Origin of the sequence: Corynebacterium sp. c24Ua_83 (assembly GCF_039907245.1) — a bacterium.
Taxonomy (GTDB): domain Bacteria; phylum Actinomycetota; class Actinomycetes; order Mycobacteriales; family Mycobacteriaceae; genus Corynebacterium.
In genome coordinates, this window is sequence record NZ_JASBOI010000003.1 from 171007 (window position 1) to 189645 (window position 18639).

The window sequence follows — 18639 nt, forward strand, 5'->3', positions numbered from 1 at the left end:
TCTGCCGCTACAAAAAAGTGTGAGGAGGCTAACAATTTCTTGGGGGTGGTTACTCCCGTCGATCTGCCGGCAGACGATTCTGGGTAGAGTGAAACCAGCGAATTAACACTTTAGAAAGACTTGCAAGATTCATAAGGACATCAAGGAGCAGTCGAACCCCCTATGACCGCCACTAACTCTTCCTCCCCCATTGCCGGCCTGCCGTCCCGCGGTTTCGTTCCGCAGATGTCGCTGGTACACACCGATTCCACGCTCGAGGACAGCGGCACTGTTACCCCGTCGGTCATCGACACGCTGGTCATCCCAGTCTTCGAAGGTGAGGCTGGACTGGAGCTCACTGGCGCTCCTATTGACGCCCTCACGGCCGAACAGCAATTGGAAATGTGGAAGCTACTTATTTCCGTTGGCGCGAAGGGCACCGCTGGTGAGGTGACGGTGGTCCCCAACCTCTCGGCCGAGCGCCGCAGCGAGGTCGTCTCCACCGGCAACCTGTCCGCCCAGGTGCAGGAATCCACCGTGGAGCCGGAGACTGCCGAGGGGCTTGTCGAGGCCGGCGCTGGATCCACCGGCCCGGAGAAGATCCTGGCAATCGGTATGGGGCCGGCCGATGAGGTGTCGGCGGAGGACGTCCGCGTGGCCGCAGGCGTGGCGTCCCGAAGCATCAAGAAGCCCGAACAACAAGAGGGCCCAAACGAGGGCGAGCCGCACGGCGCCCGAGTGGTGAGCGCCCTGGGTCTGCTGGGCGCGGAGGCCGCGCTGGTCGGCCACGCGCTAGGCGCCTACGAGTACCGCGGGCTGAAGACGGCCGAGCACACGCCGACGATCGAGTCGATTGAGGTGCTGACCGGCGAGGATCCAACAGACACCCTGGAGCACGCGCAGGCCACCGTGCGGGCGGTCGCACTGGCGCGCGACCTGGTGAACACCCCGTCGAACGTGCTGTACCCGGAAAGCTACGCGGGCATCATCGCGGAGGCGGCGAAGCACACGGACGTGACCGTGGAGGTGCTGGACGAGGCCGCCCTGGAAGAGCAGGGCTTCGGCGGCATCCTGGGCGTGGGGCAAGGCTCGGCGCGCGGGCCGCGTCTGGTGCGCCTGGACTACAACCCGGACAAGATCGCCGAGGATTCCCCGCACGTGGCGCTGGTCGGCAAGGGCATCACCTTCGACACCGGCGGCATTTCCCTGAAGCCGCCGGCGAAGATGTGGAACATGATCTCCGACATGGGTGGCTCCGCGGCCGTCGTCGCGGCGGTGATCGCCGCAGCTGAGCTGAACATTCCGGTGCGCGTGACGGCCACCGTCCCGCTGGCGGAGAACATGCCCGGCGGAGAGGCCACCCGCCCCGGCGACGTGCTACGCCACTACGGCGGCACCACCACCGAGGTGCTAAACACCGACGCGGAGGGCCGCCTGGTGCTGGCCGATGCCATCGTCCGCGCCTGCGAGGACAACCCGGACTACCTGATCGAAACCGCCACCCTGACCGGTGCGCAGATGGTGGCTCTGGGCGACCGCACGCCGGGCATCATGGGCTCCATGGATTTCCGCGACCGCGTGGCGATGATCTCCCAGCGCGTGGGCGATGCCGGCTGGCCGATGCCGCTGCCCGCGGAGCTGGGCGAAGCGCTGAAGTCGGACGTGGCGGACATCAAGAACATCTCCGGCAACCGCTGGGGTGGCATGTCCGTGGCGGGCCACTACCTGAAGAGCTTCGTGGCCGAGGGCGTGCAGTGGGTGCACATTGACGTCGCGGGCCCGGCCTACAACGACGGCGCGGCATACGGCTACACCCCGAAGCGGGCAACCGGCTCGCCGGTGCGCACCATCATCGCCGCGCTGGAGGATATTGCGCTGAAGGGCTAGGCAGGCCGGGCTGCGCTTGCCCGCGGCTCGCGCACCTGCGCGGGCGCGTCGGGGCTGCGCTACTCCCCCTGCTCGGCGCGGCGCTGCTCAAACTGCGCGCGCCGCTCGCGCTGCTCCAGGCGCTTCTTGATCAGCCGATCCCGCTCGATGCGATCCCGCATGCGCTGCGGGTAGCCGGTCTCCTCCGCGAAATACAGCGGAATGCCGACGGACTGGGCCACCTTGTCGATGCCCTTCGGCCCGCCGATGCGGCGGCGCGTCCACTCCCCCTCGCTGTCGACCAGCACCACGGACATCTCGTTGACGATGGTTTCCGGCTCCACAAAACCCTCCACACCCTTGCGGGTTCCGGCCCACTGCTGCAGGTAGGTCAGGTCCTTGGGGCGGATAGTCTCCCCCGGCGCACGCGGCGGTCGGGTGGAGGTATTTTTGTTCCGGCCGAAAAGATTAAACACGTTAGCCGATTCTAGTTCACATACCCGGCGGTTCCCCAAAGGTGCGCGGGGACGGTGAGGGGGCGTCACAAAAGATAAGGGCGAGGGGCGCTCGGCGGAGCGGAGGCAAGGCGCGTAGACTTATGTAGTATTTCAACCAAATAACCACAGCTGATTTCCGTTTAGCTTGAGGAGCTTCAAACACCATGGCGTACTCCGTCGAAATGCCCGAACTGGGCGAGTCCGTAACCGAGGGCACCGTTACTCAGTGGCTGAAGAAGGTCGGAGACAAGGTCTCCGTCGACGAACCGTTGCTGGAGGTATCGACCGACAAGGTTGATACGGAGATCCCGTCCCCCGCAAGTGGTGTGCTGCTGAAGATCATCGCAGAGGAAGACGACACTGTGGACGTCGGCGCCGTCATCGCCGAGATCGGTGAGGAGGGCGAAGAGCCTTCTGGTTCTGACGCCGACAGCTCCAGCGACGACGATTCCAGCGACGCTGCCGAGGAGTCCGCTGAGAAGTCCGAGTCCGACTCCGACGACTCTGAGTCCGAGTCCTCTGACAACTCTGGCTCTGAGTCTGGTTCTGATTCTGGTTCCGGCGAGGCCGAGGACGTCACCATGCCGGAGCTGGGCGAATCCGTCACCGAGGGCACCATCACTCAGTGGCTGAAGAGAGTCGGCGACAAGGTTGAGGTCGACGAGCCACTGCTGGAGGTCTCCACCGACAAGGTCGACACCGAGATCCCTTCCCCGGTCGCCGGCACCCTGGTAGAAATCCTGGCCAACGAGGACGACACGGTTGACGTCGGCGAGGTCATCGCCCGCATCGGCGACGAGAACGCCGCTGCTTCCGGTTCCTCTGACTCCGGCTCCGATTCTTCCGAGTCCGATGAGTCCGCTGATTCCTCCGATTCCAGCGAGTCCGAGTCCGACTCCAGCGAGTCTGACTCCTCCGACGACTCTGAGTCCAAGTCCTCTGACAACTCTGGCTCTGAGTCCGGTTCCGGCTCTGGTTCCGGCGAGGCCGAGGACGTCACCATGCCGGAGCTGGGCGAATCCGTCACCGAGGGCACCATCACCCAGTGGCTGAAGAGCGTCGGCGACAAGGTTGAGGTCGACGAGCCTCTGCTGGAGGTCTCCACCGACAAGGTCGATACAGAGATTCCTTCCCCAGTCGCCGGCACCCTGGTGGAGATCCTGGCCAACGAGGACGACACGGTCGACGTCGGCGAGGTCATCGCCCGCATCGGCGACGAGAACGCCGCCAAGTCCGGCTCCTCTGATTCCTCCGACTCCGGTTCCTCCAAGTCCGACGAGTCCGCCTCCGAGGACAAGGCTGAGAAGTCCGAGGACAAGGCCGAGCCGAAGGCAGAGGAGAAGAAGGCTGAGTCCAAGCAGGCCGAGGAGAAGGCCGAGGTCAAGACTGAGGCAGAGTCCGAGTCCAAGTCTGACTCCAAGTCCTCCAAGCCGGCTGCAAAGCAGTCGAAGCCTGCCGAGGGCAACCTCCCCTACGTCACTCCGCTGGTACGCAAGCTGGCTGAGAAGCATGGCGTCGATCTGTCGAGCGTCGAGGGAACCGGCGTCGGCGGCCGTATCCGTAAGCAGGACATCCTGGCCGCAGCAGAAGACACCTCCGCTTCCGGCTCCTCCGCGAAGTCCGCTTCCCCGGCTGGCCCGCGCGCTTCCTCCTACAAGGTGGACCCGGCCAAGCAGGAGCTGCGCGGCACCGTCAAGAAGGTGAACCGCATCCGCGAGATCACCGCGAAGACCACCCTGGATTCCCTGCACGCTGCAGCTCAGCTGACGCAGGTCCACGAGGTCGACATGACTCGCATTGCCGAACTGCGCAAGGCCAACAAGAAGGCCTTCGCCGACAAGCACGGTGTGAACCTGACCTACCTGCCGTTCTTCGCAAAGGCAGCGGTCGAGGCTCTGATCTCCCACCCGAACGTCAACGCTTCCTACAACGCGAAGACCAAGGAGATGACCTACCACGAGCAGGTCAACCTGGGCATTGCTGTCGACTCGGAGGCTGGCCTGCTGAGCCCGGTCATCCACGATGCGCAGGACATGTCCCTGCCGGAGCTGGCCAAGGCCATCGTCGACATTGCTGACCGCGCACGCAACAAGAAGCTGAAGCCGAACGACCTGTCCGGCGGCACTTTCACCATCACCAACATCGGTTCCGAGGGCGCCCTGACCGATACCCCGATTCTGGTTCCGCCGCAGGCTGCCATGATCGGCACCGGCGCCATCGTGAAGCGCCCGGTGGTGCTGAGTGAGGACGAGGGCGAGGCTATCGCCATCCGCCAGATGGTCTTCCTGCCGATGACCTACGATCACCAGGTCATCGACGGCGCCGACGCAGGCCGCTTCATGTCCACCCTGCGTGACCGCCTGGAGAACTCGGACTTCACCGAGGACCTGGAGCTCTAAGTTAGGTTCTAGCTGCAGCTAGGCTGCTACGGCACGCTGGCTGACTGGCGCTGGAATAGGCTGCGCTGTCTGGCTGCAGCCAGCTAGTACCAGGCGCCAACTGACCAGGCTGGCTGGCGCTGGGCTACTAGGCTGCGGCCTGTTAACCACGGCTTCAAGCCAGCTAGCTAAAGCTTCGGCGCAACTGACCAGGCGAAACGCCGGCCCCGCTTCCCGCGGGGTCGGCATTTTGTGTTGTTGGGTGCCGACTTGCCCCGAGCAGTGACTCGGGGGCGTCTCATTCAGCAGACCTAGCTCCATATCCGCCTCTGGACTCTCCCTCCCACACCAAAACCCCACTCGAGAGGCCTCCAGGACCCTTAAATGTCGGAAAAGTTGCAATTTGTTAATGCTAGCGGTTTTCAAATATACAAATGCGCAGGTCAAGGAGCTTTTAGGAAAGTGGAAACCAATACCGATTTGAAGAATTGCAACTTTTCCGACATTTAGCGACATTTAGCAGCTTTCAGGAGGCGCCAAACACCGGAGGTGCCAGTATCAACGTCACCACCTGACACATCCAGCACCATCAAAAACTTCAGCCTCACTGGCGGCAGCGCCTGGCGCCAGCGGGACGGCATCCGGCAGCACCTGGCAGAACCTGGCGCCAGCGGGACAGCATCCAGCAGCACCTGACGCTAGCGGGACCGCACCCAGCGGAACCTGGCGCCAGCGGCAGCGCCCAGCAGCACCTGGCGCCCACGGGACAGCACCCAGCAACACCAACAAACCACTGGAGTATCATCGCAACCATGGGATTCCAGCAAGGCAGCATCCGCAAGTCAAAAATCCAGGACATCGACATCCGCGACCTCGGCACCGTGGACTACGAGGACACCTGGCACCTCCAGGCGGATCTCGCCGCCCAGCGCGCCGAAGAGAAAATCCCGGACACCATCCTCCTACTCCAGCACCCGCCGACGTACACTGCCGGCAAGCGCACCGAGGATTCCGACCGCCCCACCAACGGCCTGCCAGTCGTCGACGTCGACCGTGGAGGCCGCATCACCTGGCATGGGCCTGGCCAGCTGGTCGCATACCCCATCATCAAGCTGGCCGACCCGGTGGACGTGGTCGATTATGTCCGCCGCCTGGAGCAGGCACTGATCCAGACTTGTGAAGATCTTGGCCTTCACGGCACCGGCCGCGTAGAGGGGCGTTCGGGCGTGTGGCTGCCTGCGGGCGTCATTAATAACGAGCTTAAGCCCGCACGTAAGATAGCCGCGATCGGCATCCGCGTGACGCGCGGCGTGACCATGCACGGAGTGTCCCTGAACTGCGATAACACCATGGAGTATTACGACCACATTGTGCCTTGTGGGCTGGCGGATGCGGGTGTCACGACGCTCACCGAGGAGCTGGGGCGCGATGTTAGTGTTTCTGACGCCTACTCGTCCCTCGCCCGCAACCTCGTTGACGCTTTGAACGGTGACTTGCCGGTGCATTCCTAGGTGCATCCCTAGGCAAAGTTCCGCTCCTGCGCCAGCAACCCAGCAGCCTGGCACCAGCGAAAATACCGAGGTGGATTCCTATGCGGCACCCAGCGTAGGCTAGTCGGCATGAGTGTGACCGCAGATGGACGCCGGATGCTCCGCATCGAGGCGAAGAATGCCGAAACCCCCATCGAGTCGAAGCCTCGGTGGATTCGCACGACCGCGAAGGTCGGCCCGGAGTATCGGGATATTAAGAATCGCGTGAAGGGCGCTGGCCTGCACACCGTGTGCCAGGAGGCTGGGTGCCCGAACATTAACGAGTGCTGGGAGGATCGCGAGGCGACGTTCCTCATCGGCGGCGATACGTGTTCCCGCCGTTGCGACTTCTGCCAGATTAAGTCCGGCCGCCCGTCCCCGCTGGATATGGACGAGCCGCGCCGCGTGGCGGAGAATGTCCGCGAGATGGGTCTGCGCTACGCCACCATCACCGGCGTGACGCGCGACGACCTGGATGATGAGGGCGCGTGGCTGTATGCCGAGGTTGTGAAGAAGATTCACGAGCTGAACCCGAACACTGGTGTGGAGAATCTGACGCCCGATTTTTCCAACCGCCCGGAGCTGCTGAAGGTCGTCTTTGATTCTCAGCCGGAGGTGTTTGCCCACAACCTGGAGACGGTTCCGCGCATCTTCAAGCGCATCCGCCCGGCCTTTAAGTACGACCGTTCCCTGGAGGTCATTCAGGCAGCTCACGATTACGGCCTGGTGACGAAGTCCAACCTGATCCTGGGCATGGGTGAGAAGAAGGAAGAGGTCCGCGCGGCCATTAAGGACCTGGCAGACGCCGGCACCGACATTCTGACGATTACCCAGTACCTGCGCCCGTCCTCCATGCACCACCCGATTGAGCGTTGGGTGAAGCCGGAGGAGTTCATGGAGCACTCCGACGCAGCCTACGAGCTGGGCATCAAGGCTGTTATGTCCGGCCCGTTGGTGCGTTCCTCTTACCGCGCCGGCCGCCTGTACGCGCAGGCGAAGCAGGCTCGTGGCGAGGCTATCCCGGAGAACCTGAAGCACCTGGAGGAAACTCTGGATTCCACCACGTCGCAGGAGGCCTCTACCCTGCTGGAGCGTTATGGTGCTTCGGAGGACACGCCGGTCACCGCGTCGCGCCGCTAATGCTGGCGCTTAACTGCGCGATGCGCTGGCGCTGAGGCTGCGCGCGGCCAGCAGCATCACGGCGGGGCACTTTCGCCCCGCCTTTATTCATGCCTTATTGTTGAATCCATGGCGAAGGATAAAAAGGACGTAAGGGTCAAGGAAGAAAAGAAGGCCGCAAAGGCAGCGAAAAAGGAGCAGCGCAAGCAGACGCGCTCCCAGCTGTGGCAAGCCTTCAAGCTGCAGAAGGACCGGGATAAGAAGCTTATCCCCTTCATGGTCCTGGCTTTCCTGATTCCCGTTGTGCTGTTGCTGCTGCTCAGCCTGGTTTTCGGCTGGTGGTGGCTGAACCTGATCGTGGGCATCATCATCGGCGCGATGGCGGCGATGTGGGTGTTCTCCCGCCGCTTGCAGTCCGGCGTGTATGACCAGATTGAGGGCGAGGCCGGAGCCGCCGCATGGGCTTTGTCCAACTTGCGTGACGGCGTGGGCATGAAGTGGATTACGGAGAACGGCGTGGCGTCCAACACCCACATGGACGCAGTGCACCGCGTGGTAGGCACCCCCGGCATTGTGCTGGTCGGCGAGGGCGCACCGCACCGCCTCAAGCCGATGATGGCGCAGGAGCGCAAGAAGCTCGCTCGCATCGTGGGCAAGACCCCGATCTACGACGTGATCGTCGGCGACGGCGAGGGCCAGGTGCCGGTAAAGAAGCTGCAGAACCACCTGATGCGCCTGCCGCGCAACATCAAGAAGAATGAGGTGGACGCCCTTAACTCCAAGGTCGAGTCGATCTCGCGGCTAAGCAACCCGAACAACAACATGCCGAAGGGTCCGATGCCGAAGGGCGCGAAGATGTCCGGCATGAACCGCCGCGCCCGCCGCGCGGCACAGCGCGGAAAGAAGTAACGCTTAGCGGCTGCGGATAACGGCCGTGCCAGTGGCGCGATCGTGCATTCCGCGGCCGTCAGTGTCTTGAATAATTGGGGGGAAGAGGAAGACCGTCAGCAGCGTGCGGACGACCGAGCGCCACAGACCCACGCGCTCGTCGGGCTTGTCGATGCGCGCCACGCCGATGCCCACGATGGCGTGCCCCGGCGACTGGGCGAACAGCCAGACGGTCAGGATGCGCCAGATAATGAAGAAGATCATCGCGGCAGTGGCGGAATCACCCAGCACGTCCGTAGTGGAAGTAACGAACCAGGCCAGGCCGTAACAGGCCAACCAGTCGATTAGTAATGCACCCAGCCGGGGGAACAAGGGGGACAGTGAGCCCGGGCCTTCTTTGGGCAATCCCAAGCGGGCGCCGGGGTACGGGCTGAGTTCGGCGAGGTCTTCGTTTTCGCCTGGTACAAGGGGGCCTTCAAGCCAGCTACGCGATTCACTCATGATGGTCTAGAGCCTAGCTGGCTGTTAGTTTGTGGCACAATTTTGCAAATTTTTACCTGAATCGGCGCCCAGTATGCGTAGGATCAATTGTGTTGCTTTTATATATTGTCGCAACAGTTTGAGATTCCAACTGCAAGGAACGGAAGAAATACAGTGTCAATCAAGACTGCAGAAGAAGTCGTAAAGTACATCAAAGATAACGACGTCGAGTTCGTGGACGTTCGCTTCACCGATGTTCCCGGTATCGAGCAGCACTTCACCATCCCTGCTTCGGAATTCGACGAGGACGTCGTAGAGGAGGGTCTGGCCTTCGACGGTTCGTCCGTGCGTGGCTTCACCACCATCGAAGAGTCGGACATGAACCTGCTGCCGGACCTGGCGACCGCCAAGATCGATCCGTTCCGCAAGGCCAAGACCCTGAACGTGAAGTTCTTCGTTCACGACCCGTTTACCCGCGAGCCGTTCTCCCGCGACCCGCGTAACGTTGCCCGCAAGGCCGAACAGTACCTGGCCTCCACCGGTATCGCAGATACCTGCTTCTTCGGCGCGGAGGCAGAGTTCTACCTCTTCGACTCCGTCCGCTACGAGGCAGAGACCAACCGTGCGTTCTACGAGCTGGATTCCGTCGAGGGCTGGTGGAACCGTGGCGCAGAGGTCAACCCGGATGGTTCCACCAACCTGGGCTACAAGACCCGCATGAAGGGCGGCTACTTCCCTGTCGCTCCGTACGACCACTACCAGGATCTGCGCGACGATATGTGCCGCAACCTGACGAACGCTGGCTTCAACCTGGAGCGTGCGCACCACGAGGTCGGCACCGGCGGCCAGCAGGAGATCAACTACGAGTTCAACACCCTGCTGCACGCTGCGGATGACCTGCAGTCCTTCAAGTACATCATCAAGAACACCGCTTGGCAGGCCGGCAAGTCCGCGACCTTCATGCCGAAGCCGCTGGCTGGCGACAATGGTTCGGGTATGCACGCTCACCAGTCCCTGTGGAAGGACGGCGAGCCGCTGTTCTACGACGAGTCCGGTTACGCCGGCCTGTCCGACATCGCCCGCTACTACATCGGCGGCATCCTGAAGCACGCTGGCGCTGTGCTGGCCTTCACGAACCCGACGCTGAACTCCTACCACCGTCTGGTTCCAGGCTTCGAAGCTCCGATTAACCTGGTGTACTCGCAGCGTAACCGTTCCGCTGCGGTCCGCATCCCGATCACGGGCTCCAACGCGAAGGCGAAGCGCATTGAGTTCCGCGCTCCGGACCCGAGTGGTAACCCGTACTTCGGCTTCGCCGCGATGATGCTGGCTGGCCTGGACGGCGTGAAGAACCGCATTGAGCCGCACGCTCCGGTCGATAAGGACCTGTACGAGCTGCCGCCGGAGGAGGCTAAGGATATTCCGCAGGCTCCGACCAGCCTGGAGGCTTCCCTGAAGGCTCTGGAGGAGGACAACGAGTTCCTGACCGAGGGCGGCGTGTTCACCGACGACCTGATCGACACCTACATCGCCTACAAGTACGACAACGAGATCGCACCTGTTCGCCTGCGCCCGACGCCGCAGGAGTTCGAGATGTACTTCGACTGCTAGTTGCTGCTTAAGCTGCTCTAGCTTTTTGACGCCGCCGGCTGCTTATCGGCTGGTGGCGCAAAGCAAGCGGTGATGACCTGCTAGTTGGCAGGTTGTCACCGTTTTTATTTTTATGACGCCACCTCGTGGATGTCGTTCGAAGGGTATTATTCACTCGCCCTCTCCCCTGCTCAACAGAACAGGTTGGTTTGAAGGCGCCGGCGAAGGAACTATTGCGTCGAACTGAAAATCAAGATGAGAAGTGGTGGGTGGGACTTTAAGCTGTGCTTGTCACTCAACGAAAAGCACCACGTGATCACCACTCGTCGTCGTACACTCCTCACTCCAGTTTTCGCCCTCAGCCTCATCAGCGTTTTCGGCCTCACCGCTTGCGGCGGTGAAGACACAACCGCTGAACCGTCCACCACTACTGTCACCAGCGCTCCTTCTAGCGAGTCCGAGAGCTCAGAACCAGAGACCGCCACGGTTACCAGTGCGCCCGAGGACACACCGCCCCCGCCCACCACAGTCACCAGTACGCCGGAACCCGCGCAGCAGAGTAGCCCTGCTGCCGAAGAGAACACGCAGCCAGAGGAGCAGGCTCCAGCTAATCAACCCAGAGCCACTTCTCCAGTGCAAAAGCAACCACCGATGGGTAATCAGGGAGCAAGCCCCGACTGCCCCGCCTACCGCTGTGGCTACGGTACTGCTCCTAATGGAGCTCCGAGTTTGACCAGTGGCGAGAAGCAACAGCTGGCTCGCTGTAATTCGGGCGAGTACAACGCTCCCCAGGTCTGTGCGAATCTGCGCCTCAAGGCCCAGCGGGCGGGACAGAACTAGCTTGGCACAGCGCCACCCTCCAGTGGCCTCTCGGAATCGACGCGGCGCCAAATTTCCTCCGGTTATGCCCCGTGACTGACCTCACTCAGTGTCCGGCACGCCCCCGCACTGGGGCCGATGCCTCGTCGAAGTTGCGGCTCTTAAGCCACTCCACCGAACAGCGCGCCAGCACCGTACGTGAGCGCCAGGCCCAGGCCGCCACCGATGACCAGGCGGACCATCGAACGACCTACGCTCGTGCCGGCGATCTTCGCCGAAATCAGCCCCGTCAGCGCCAGCGAGAAAATCGTCACTGCGGTGACCCCCATGCCTGCGTGCCCGTCGGCGCCAGGAACACCGAAGCCATCGGCAGGGCTGCACCAGCCAGGAAGGACAGCGCGGAGAAGAATGCTGCAGCCCACGCACTGGTCAGCTCGTTCTGGTCAATGCCCAATTCCAGCTGCAAGTGGGCTCGCAGGGCATCCTCCTTATGGATTTCCCGGGCAGCTTCGAGAGCTGTATCCCGGTTAATGCCGTAGCCGGAAAGAATCCCCGCGAGTTCCTCCAGCTCCTCCTCGGGAGCCTCCCGCAACTCCTGCCTCTCCTTGGCCACCAAGAACTGCTCGGAGTCCCGCTGAGCGGACACGGACACAAACTCCCCCAAAGCCATGGACACCGCGCCTGCAATGGTGGCAGCCAGGCCCGCCATCAAGATGGCCTTATCTCCCGCGCCGGTGGCAATCATGCCGATAAGCAGGGCAGCAACGGAAACAATGCCGTCGTTGGCGCCCAAAACTCCGGCACGCAGGGAGTTCATCTTCGCTGCATCACCGGCGTCGTGAAGCTCCTGGTGAGCGCCGGGAACAGTGGAAAAGGGTGGTTTTCCTCATGAGCGGAATATTAGCCGACTGATTCACAAGCTCCGGGTCTACTGCCGCTGCTATGCACCAGTCCCACTGGAACTCACTGCCCGACGCAGCTGCTGCTGCGCATAGTCAAACAAGATTCTTTCCTGCTCAACGCGCAAGCACCCGCCCGCAGAACGCCCCCGGAGATAGTCCAATGCCAAGCGCTCCCCGTAGCTCAACAGCTCAGGCTCGAACCGGCTAGGTTGCGGTTCTTCCACCGCAAGATCAACGTGGTCACGAACCGTATCCAGGTCCATGAGGACAGATCGCGCATGAGGCACGTATCGCCTGACGAGTTCCAGGATATAGAAACCATGCGAATCTAGATCTCCCCAATAAAGAACTTGCTTCGCCTCTAGCGATGGCATCTGCTGGACGATCCTGGCAGCGTTCAATCCACCACCGAAGATCGCGACCGTCGCGGGCAAGTCTGGCAAGGCAAGGAAACTCTGGTGATTTTCAACGATAAGAACTCGCGCCCCCGGGATCTCACGGAGTTCTGCCGCCGGACATGCCAAGTGCCGAAAACCGCCAATTCCCAGTGTCGGGTCAAGGCTGCGGACCTCCACCAACTGGGGCTTCGGCTTGAAGTTCAGTGGCCCGACCACCGCTTCAACGACCGCCCTGTGTGCCTCGAACCATTTGCTATCGACACCAAAGATTGGCAATTCGCGAATATAAAAGTCGCTGACCTCGTGCTCGTGAACCCACCGGACAACAGCAATGAACTGCTCCACAGTCGTATCATTCCAGTCGTCCCACGCAGAAAGTTGCCTGATGAGCTCAGGTCGAACGCTCTCCCCCAATTCCGTGCAGAAACGGTCCAAGACCGTGCGGAGGCGTTGCCAATGATCGAGTTTGCCGGCCACGCGAGCCGCAGTATCCGCGTCCGCGAGAACAACTCGCCGGGGCAGCGAATAAGTCCCCAAATAGCTGAGCTTTTTATCCTCCCACTCGACGGTAATTGAACTGCGGTTCCACTGTGCCACCCAGGCTCTCACGGCAGCGCCGTCATCACGCTCTGCCGACCTTCCAGTCGGCGGATCCAGGTTGATGGTCAGCATCTTGAATTCCCCGGCCAACCAGCTGCGGTGGTTACGTGAATAAAAGACCGCAGCGCGTTGGCGCACCTGATCAGGAGTCTTCATCCTGGACCTCCTCGATCGTCAGAGAACTCGTTCGCGATCGCTTCCGGTCTGGGCATTCCACCATCAGCACACCCCCGATGTAGTCCTGCACGGTCTGCAGCAGCTTCTCGGGCGTGGCCAGAATCATGTGGAAACCAAAGCGGCGAAAGGCCTCCATCGCAGCCCGAGTGAACTCCGCATCCGCACGATCAAAAGCTTCATCCAGAACGATCGTGCCGAATCGCGGATAAATATCCTCCCCCACCCGGACAATGGATTTCTTTTCTTGTGCGGCTGGCAACCCCATCCCAGTCAGCCTGTAACGCAAGGCTGCAGCCAGGCAGAAGGAGGACAGCTTTTGGGCTTGGCCGCCCGAGAGTCCTTCCGACGAGTCATAGACCGCACCGCGCGTTCCATCCTCGCTGTATTCCACTCCCAGGAACTTCACGTGTTGCCTCGTATCCAGACGCAACTGGCGATCACGAGTTGTCGTACCGTCCGAGACCGTCACTGCGTCGATCACCGCCTGCAGCTTATGGAATCGGTGCTCGCTCTCCTCCTGATCAGCTTCATTGATAATCCCTGCTAGTGCGGAATCCAGAAGTTCAACGAAATTGCGGGCGATCGCGGGCTGTGCCTCCCTCACCTCGATCGTCAGGTAAGCACCCGGATAGAACTCGACTTCCGCAAGTGAATCATTAATCATCTGGATCGAGCTGCGAGTCTTCGCTGTCGCGTCACGGATTAAACGGCGCAGCCGACCCAGATGCTTGTGGGTTTCGTCTTGCAGCATGTCCCGGAAACGCTGTTCAAAACGGGGCAAGTCGTCTGCTTCAAGCCTGCCCAGTTCCCGAAGAAAGTCCTGCTCCCACTCCATATCCGCCTTGAGGTCACCCGCCCGATCAGGCCAGCGCACCAAGTAAAGGTTCATTGCGTTGACCAGATCACCACAATATTTGGTGAAGTGCGCATTGAGGTCTGCAAGCCGATCTTCGATACCACGAATGAGGCGATTGTTGAGCGCATCGATGTTATCGGGCCGAATGGTGCGGTCGATAGCCGTGCAACGTTCTGTCAGACGGGTCGCAACGTCCTCAGAGACGGTCTTCCCACCTCGGCGATTCCGAATCTTCTCAAGCGTTTCTTCTGCCTGCTCCAGGCGAACTTTGGAGACACTAAGCTGGTTCCGCTGTGCCATGACCTGCTCCTCGACTTTGTCGAGAGTAGCTTCCACGCCCTTCAACCTCGCTTTCAGTTCAGCCAGCTCCGCGTTTCCATCAGTGAGTTCATCAACGACTCGCTGGGCTTCTGCAAGCTCCTGGGTCACCGATGACACATCGATATCCTGAAAACGTTCCGTCTCCAATAGCCGCTCGATCGTGGCTATTTGGGCACGCCTTTTCTCCTGGCCGGCCGCGATGGCCTTGCGTCGCCGTTCAGCGTCTTCAAGTTTCGCCACGATGTCGCGCACCGCTGTTTGAAGGGCATCGATCTTGTCAGCGAGATTGCCCCACAGCACCCAGTTCGAACGGTCATCGATTCGGCGGCGATCATCCTTAATGTGATCGTTGCGGTTATGTTTCACCTGACCCTTTGCAGTCACCGCCCGCCGGGCAGCACGAAACTCTTCCACAGAGCCGCAGCATAAGTAATCGAACTTCGTAGAAAGTTGGGTCTGGATCCAGTCGTGATACCGCCCGGACTTTACGTTGATTTTCAGCCCCAGTGAGTTCGGTACGAAACGGGACGGGCGCTGTTCTTCCAGATCCCGGGTGAACCTGGTGTAGCTCACTTTCGCACCGAGATAGGTGTCATCGATAGCTGAAGAAACCTGGTCATAGTGCTCGTCTGGGACAAGGATCCGCCGGGCAAACCCGCCCATCACTCGCTCTGCAGTTCCTTGCCAATGGTCTTCACCAGGCTTCATACTCACGAGGTCTGCAATGAATGGAAGGTCAGACTCCCGCACTCCAGACTTCTCTGCAATCAAGGCTCGCGCACGGAGCAACCGGTTATCCATGGCCGATTCGTATTTTCGCAAAGCCTCAAGCTCCGCGACCAGCTTGTCCTTGTTCTCGCCCAGCTCGTAAACGCGCACGTGCGCCTGACCCAGCTTTACGTATTCTGTTTCATATGCAGCACTCAACCGCTTCCGCTCTTCACGCAACTGCAGCACAAGGTTGGTGAATTCCTCGACACTGCCGGGCTTTGCAGCCCCAATGGATTTGAGCCGGGAATTGAATGCCTCTTCCTCTTTGGTCACTCGCTCCAGCCGGTCCTGCAAACGGTCACGCCGAGCCTGTGCAGAAACCAAGGCAGAATCCTGCGCTCCATGAATCAACGTGCGCAGTTGATCTGCTTGCGCCCGGTGTGCATCTCGAACCCCGGTGGCTTCTTCAATCTTCGCGCTGACTGTCTTAATCTCGGAAGTCCACTGATCCCGCTCCTGTTCGGCGAAACGCTGCCGCCACTCGTCGACGAAGGTTTCGACGCCGTCTCGGTCCTCCTTTACCGTGGTCAGCCTGTTTTCGACCCTTGCACGCTTCTCTGCTGCCACGCGCACCGGTGCCAGTTGCTCAATCTGTTCACGAGTTTTCACCACCGACTCATACGCCGTTCGGAGGTCTGTGAAATTCTCCGCTGCTTGCTCCGCGATCTCGAAGGTCTCTGGTTCGGGCAGCATAAAGGTACGCATCAAGTGATTAAGATCGCCGAGCGTTTTAGCCGATTGCGTTCGGTTCAGCAGGTCCAAAGCACCGGCATCGGCGATCCCCACCGCTCGGCGCAGCGCCAAACTGAACTTCGGATGATTTCGACTGACGTGCAGGGCATCGCTGTATGTCTTCTTCGCCTCACTAACCGGCAAGTTCTTCTGTGCCAGATCCTCAAACTCTGTCAGATCGGCGGCCCGAGGGAGCAAAATGTAAAGATCCGTGATTTCCTGGCGCGAATAGGCGTTAGCGGGCAAAAACATCAACCGGCAAGCGGTTACGGTCTCCCCTGCCCCATCGCTATAGCGTAGAGCGACGCCCGTCCACGTCGCACCTGTTCGAAGGTAGGACTGCGTAAGTTCGTCCGCCTCGATCGAGTGCTCGCGGCGCCAGGCACCGCGGCAGTAGGTAACCAAGTTACGGCCCGAGTGTGCTTGGTTATCAGCCGCAGCGTTGAAACGAATCTTGCCGGGCGGAACAAGAATCGTCGAGATCGCATCAATCAGCGTCGACTTACCGGAACCTGAAGGGCCTGTGATGAGGAAGCCCTCCCGCGGCACCTCGACACAGTGAAGGTTGTCGAATGTTCCCCAGTTATAAACCTGGATTTGGGAGAGTCGGAATTGGCCAGGCAGAGTCGTCGTCATTGTTCTTCCTCCAGGAGAGCTCGGAAAGACTCGGTGACAGCGGCGATTTCTTCGCTGGAAAAGATGATGCGCAGCACCGGGGACACCTCGAAACGCCCCTCGGTCGGGGTGCTGGCAATAATCGAGTAGCTCTTCAGCTTGTTCCACGCTGCAGTAAAGCGCTTACGCTGCGTGGACTTGTCCGTGCCGGCGTGGCCTTGATACGGCAGGGTCGCCTCAAAAACCTCACCCTCATCCACGATGGTTCGCTCGTTGGGGCTCGTCGTCACCAGCTCACGGCGCAGGTGGAGAATCACCACCGTGTCCATAAAAGTCAACGACTGTTTGCGTAGCAGCGCACGCTTTTCAGGGACATCCGCTTCCCACGCCTTTGTGTAGGCAACCCCTGCATGCTCGTCGAGAATGAGAGTGAGGAAGAGATTATCCAGCTGTTGGGCAAGAATCTCACGTGAGTTGGATATCGCAGCAAACACATCTGGCGATTTCACGCTCGACACGTATGGGCCGCGGATGAGTTCCGCCAGGGCACGACGCTGCAAGCCTGTCAAGGTTCCGGTGTCGCCTTCATACAGTTTGTTTTCCATTTAGATGCGCCCAACCTTCCTCCGAAATTCGAAACGCTCATACCGCCCTTGATACCTTTTCCCGCTTGGTCTCTCCCACTGCAGGACTTCCGTACCGTCGGATCTTTCGCCGTGATCATGCGCAAGTTTGATGAGCCCCACCACACTCGCTAGACCCTGAGTGGCAGGGTGCTCTTCCAAGACTTCCCGAATCGATGCTTGCCCTTTTCTGCCGAGCACATCGTTGATTGCGTCGCGCAGTTCCTGCCAGTCAATTTCTGATTCCCGGATACGCCGACGCATCTGTTCGAAGTCGATCTCGCCTGACTCGTTGACTTCCATCGACCGCTCGATGCGGTATTCCTTCGGGTTATGTAATTCCCAACTGGAAAGCGACGTCGGTTGCCGCGTCGTCAGCTCGAGCTCGTAGCCGATCTTCTCGTAAGGCGCGATCCCTCGTTTTGCGAGCTCGAGCGCTTGCTGCTGCGCCTGATTGATTGCCCGTGTGAGGGCCTGCTGCGATTCTGCTTCTCGGGACTGCACGAAGCGCCTTAGGGACCGCGATAGGCCCGTGAGCGAGGTATGTACCTGTCCCGAGGAGGAATCGAGCATGTCTACCAATTGCGCGATCTCGTTCCGCTCTTCCGGGCCGAGCTGCTCCATGAAGTCCCGCGATTGCACCGAATCCATCACGGCATCGAGTTGCTTTGATTGCTCCGGGTCAAGGAAAAGCTCATAGAAGGAGTTGAATGCCCGTCCCGCTTCTGATTCTGCGATCAGATCTACACCACGGAAGACATTGTCCAGTACCTCACCAGCGTTTAGCTGCCCTTCGACGAGCGATTCTCGGAGTTCGTGATCGACATTCTCAACCTCCTCCCGAACGCGGGAGAAATCGGTGGGCAAATCCCTCGCCAGAGCCAGGATTTCCCGTGCCCTCTCCACTGCCTCTTCGTCGGAAATCACGCCGACACCGTTCATGCGGATGTTGTCGATACGGTCTTGGATCTGATCTCGCTGAGCTTCCAGGCGACTAATCGCTCTCGCTTCGTCGGGATCTGTTTCAGCCGCCAGATCCTGGAGATTATTGAATAGAGTTCCGAGGCGGGATTTGGTCACCACCCGCTGAGGACTGATCAACTGCTGGACATAGTCGATAGCAACGTGCGCGTCCGTGGTGAGCTCGTAAAACTCTTCCCTCGAGCCCTGAGGGCTGCGCCTTGTGAGGTATCCGAGTTTCACCCAGTCATTGATATAAGCCACGGCTGACTTGGGCAGCTCCATATTGGTCTGTTCCCGAATATCGATCAGCAAGGACTCCACTGCTAGGGTGAGCTCGGATCCGGCGATCTGGCGATTACCTGCTTGGAAGACAGCACTTAAGACAGAAAGAACAGCTGGGGCGTTATGGGCACGAAGCATCGCCCAAGCAGGTACCGAGTCCGCAAGGCGGATCATCGCCAACGCATCTGCCACCACAGTTGTCCGATTCATGTGCTCAATCTAACAAGCGTTGCAGACAAAGATTCAAAAATATC

The 18639-nt window shown here is 60.4% G+C and carries 12 protein-coding genes and 1 pseudogene; 6 read left to right on the plus strand and 7 right to left on the minus strand.

Translation table 11 applies throughout. The annotated features are described in order from the left end of the window. Positions 1 to 162: 162 nt before the first annotated feature. Complete coding sequence (locus QKE30_RS03865) at positions 163 to 1866, plus strand: leucyl aminopeptidase (RefSeq protein ID WP_347934143.1); 1704 nt, start codon at positions 163 to 165, stop codon at positions 1864 to 1866. A 59-nt stretch (positions 1867 to 1925) separates the two neighbouring features. Here QKE30_RS03865 and QKE30_RS03870 read toward each other — a convergent pair whose 3' ends face one another. Then, the gene (locus QKE30_RS03870) at positions 1926 to 2321 is read right to left on the minus strand and encodes an oxidoreductase (RefSeq protein ID WP_239201304.1); all 396 of its coding nucleotides are present in this window, start codon (positions 2319 to 2321) and stop codon (positions 1926 to 1928) included. 185 nt (positions 2322 to 2506) lie between these two features. Between QKE30_RS03870 and sucB the strand changes: the two genes are divergently transcribed. The 4 genes from sucB (at position 2507) to QKE30_RS03890 (ending at position 8277) form a co-directional block, all read left to right on the plus strand. Continuing rightward, positions 2507 to 4741 (plus strand): 2-oxoglutarate dehydrogenase, E2 component, dihydrolipoamide succinyltransferase, encoded by a 2235-nt coding sequence (gene sucB / locus QKE30_RS03875; protein ID WP_347934144.1) that lies wholly within the window; start codon positions 2507 to 2509, stop codon positions 4739 to 4741. A gap of 791 nt (positions 4742 to 5532) precedes the next feature. After that, entirely contained in the window at positions 5533 to 6231 is a 699-nt protein-coding gene (gene lipB, locus QKE30_RS03880) for a lipoyl(octanoyl) transferase LipB (RefSeq protein WP_347934145.1), read from the plus strand. Between the two features lie 108 nt (positions 6232 to 6339). Further along, positions 6340 to 7389, plus strand: a complete 1050-nt coding sequence (gene lipA, locus QKE30_RS03885; protein ID WP_011273327.1) for a lipoyl synthase — start codon at positions 6340 to 6342, stop codon at positions 7387 to 7389. Between the two features lie 108 nt (positions 7390 to 7497). Next, entirely contained in the window at positions 7498 to 8277 is a 780-nt protein-coding gene (locus QKE30_RS03890) for a DUF4191 domain-containing protein (RefSeq protein WP_239201298.1), read from the plus strand. Positions 8278 to 8280: 3 nt separating this feature from the next. Here QKE30_RS03890 and QKE30_RS03895 read toward each other — a convergent pair whose 3' ends face one another. After that, a complete protein-coding gene (locus QKE30_RS03895) occupies positions 8281 to 8757 on the minus strand; it encodes an RDD family protein (protein WP_239201294.1) in 477 nt (158 codons plus the stop codon). Between the two features lie 153 nt (positions 8758 to 8910). On the opposite strand from QKE30_RS03895, the gene glnA reads away from it, so the two are divergent. Beyond that, entirely contained in the window at positions 8911 to 10347 is a 1437-nt protein-coding gene (gene glnA, locus QKE30_RS03900; protein ID WP_239201293.1) for a type I glutamate--ammonia ligase, read from the plus strand. A 959-nt stretch (positions 10348 to 11306) separates the two neighbouring features. On the opposite strand, the pseudogene QKE30_RS03905 reads toward glnA, so the two are convergent. The 5 genes and pseudogenes from QKE30_RS03905 to QKE30_RS03925 all read right to left on the minus strand — a co-directional run bounded on the left by QKE30_RS03905 (position 11307) and on the right by QKE30_RS03925 (position 18595). After that, positions 11307 to 11962, minus strand: a pseudogene (locus QKE30_RS03905) (VIT1/CCC1 transporter family protein). A gap of 123 nt (positions 11963 to 12085) precedes the next feature. Next, entirely contained in the window at positions 12086 to 13201 is a 1116-nt protein-coding gene (locus tag QKE30_RS03910) for a DUF3322 domain-containing protein (protein WP_347934146.1), read from the minus strand. Beyond that, a complete protein-coding gene (locus QKE30_RS03915; protein WP_347934147.1) occupies positions 13188 to 16538 on the minus strand; it encodes an ATP-binding protein in 3351 nt (1116 codons plus the stop codon). Before QKE30_RS03915 ends, QKE30_RS03910 begins: the two co-directional genes overlap by 14 nt. Further along, positions 16535 to 17122: a DUF4194 domain-containing protein gene (locus QKE30_RS03920; RefSeq protein WP_034978096.1), complete on the minus strand. Its 588-nt coding sequence runs from the start codon at positions 17120 to 17122 to the stop codon at positions 16535 to 16537. Before QKE30_RS03920 ends, QKE30_RS03915 begins: the two co-directional genes overlap by 4 nt. Then, positions 17123 to 18595, minus strand: coding sequence for a DUF3375 domain-containing protein (locus QKE30_RS03925; protein WP_237744776.1), 1473 nt, complete (start codon positions 18593 to 18595; stop codon positions 17123 to 17125). Positions 18596 to 18639 lie beyond the last annotated feature (44 nt).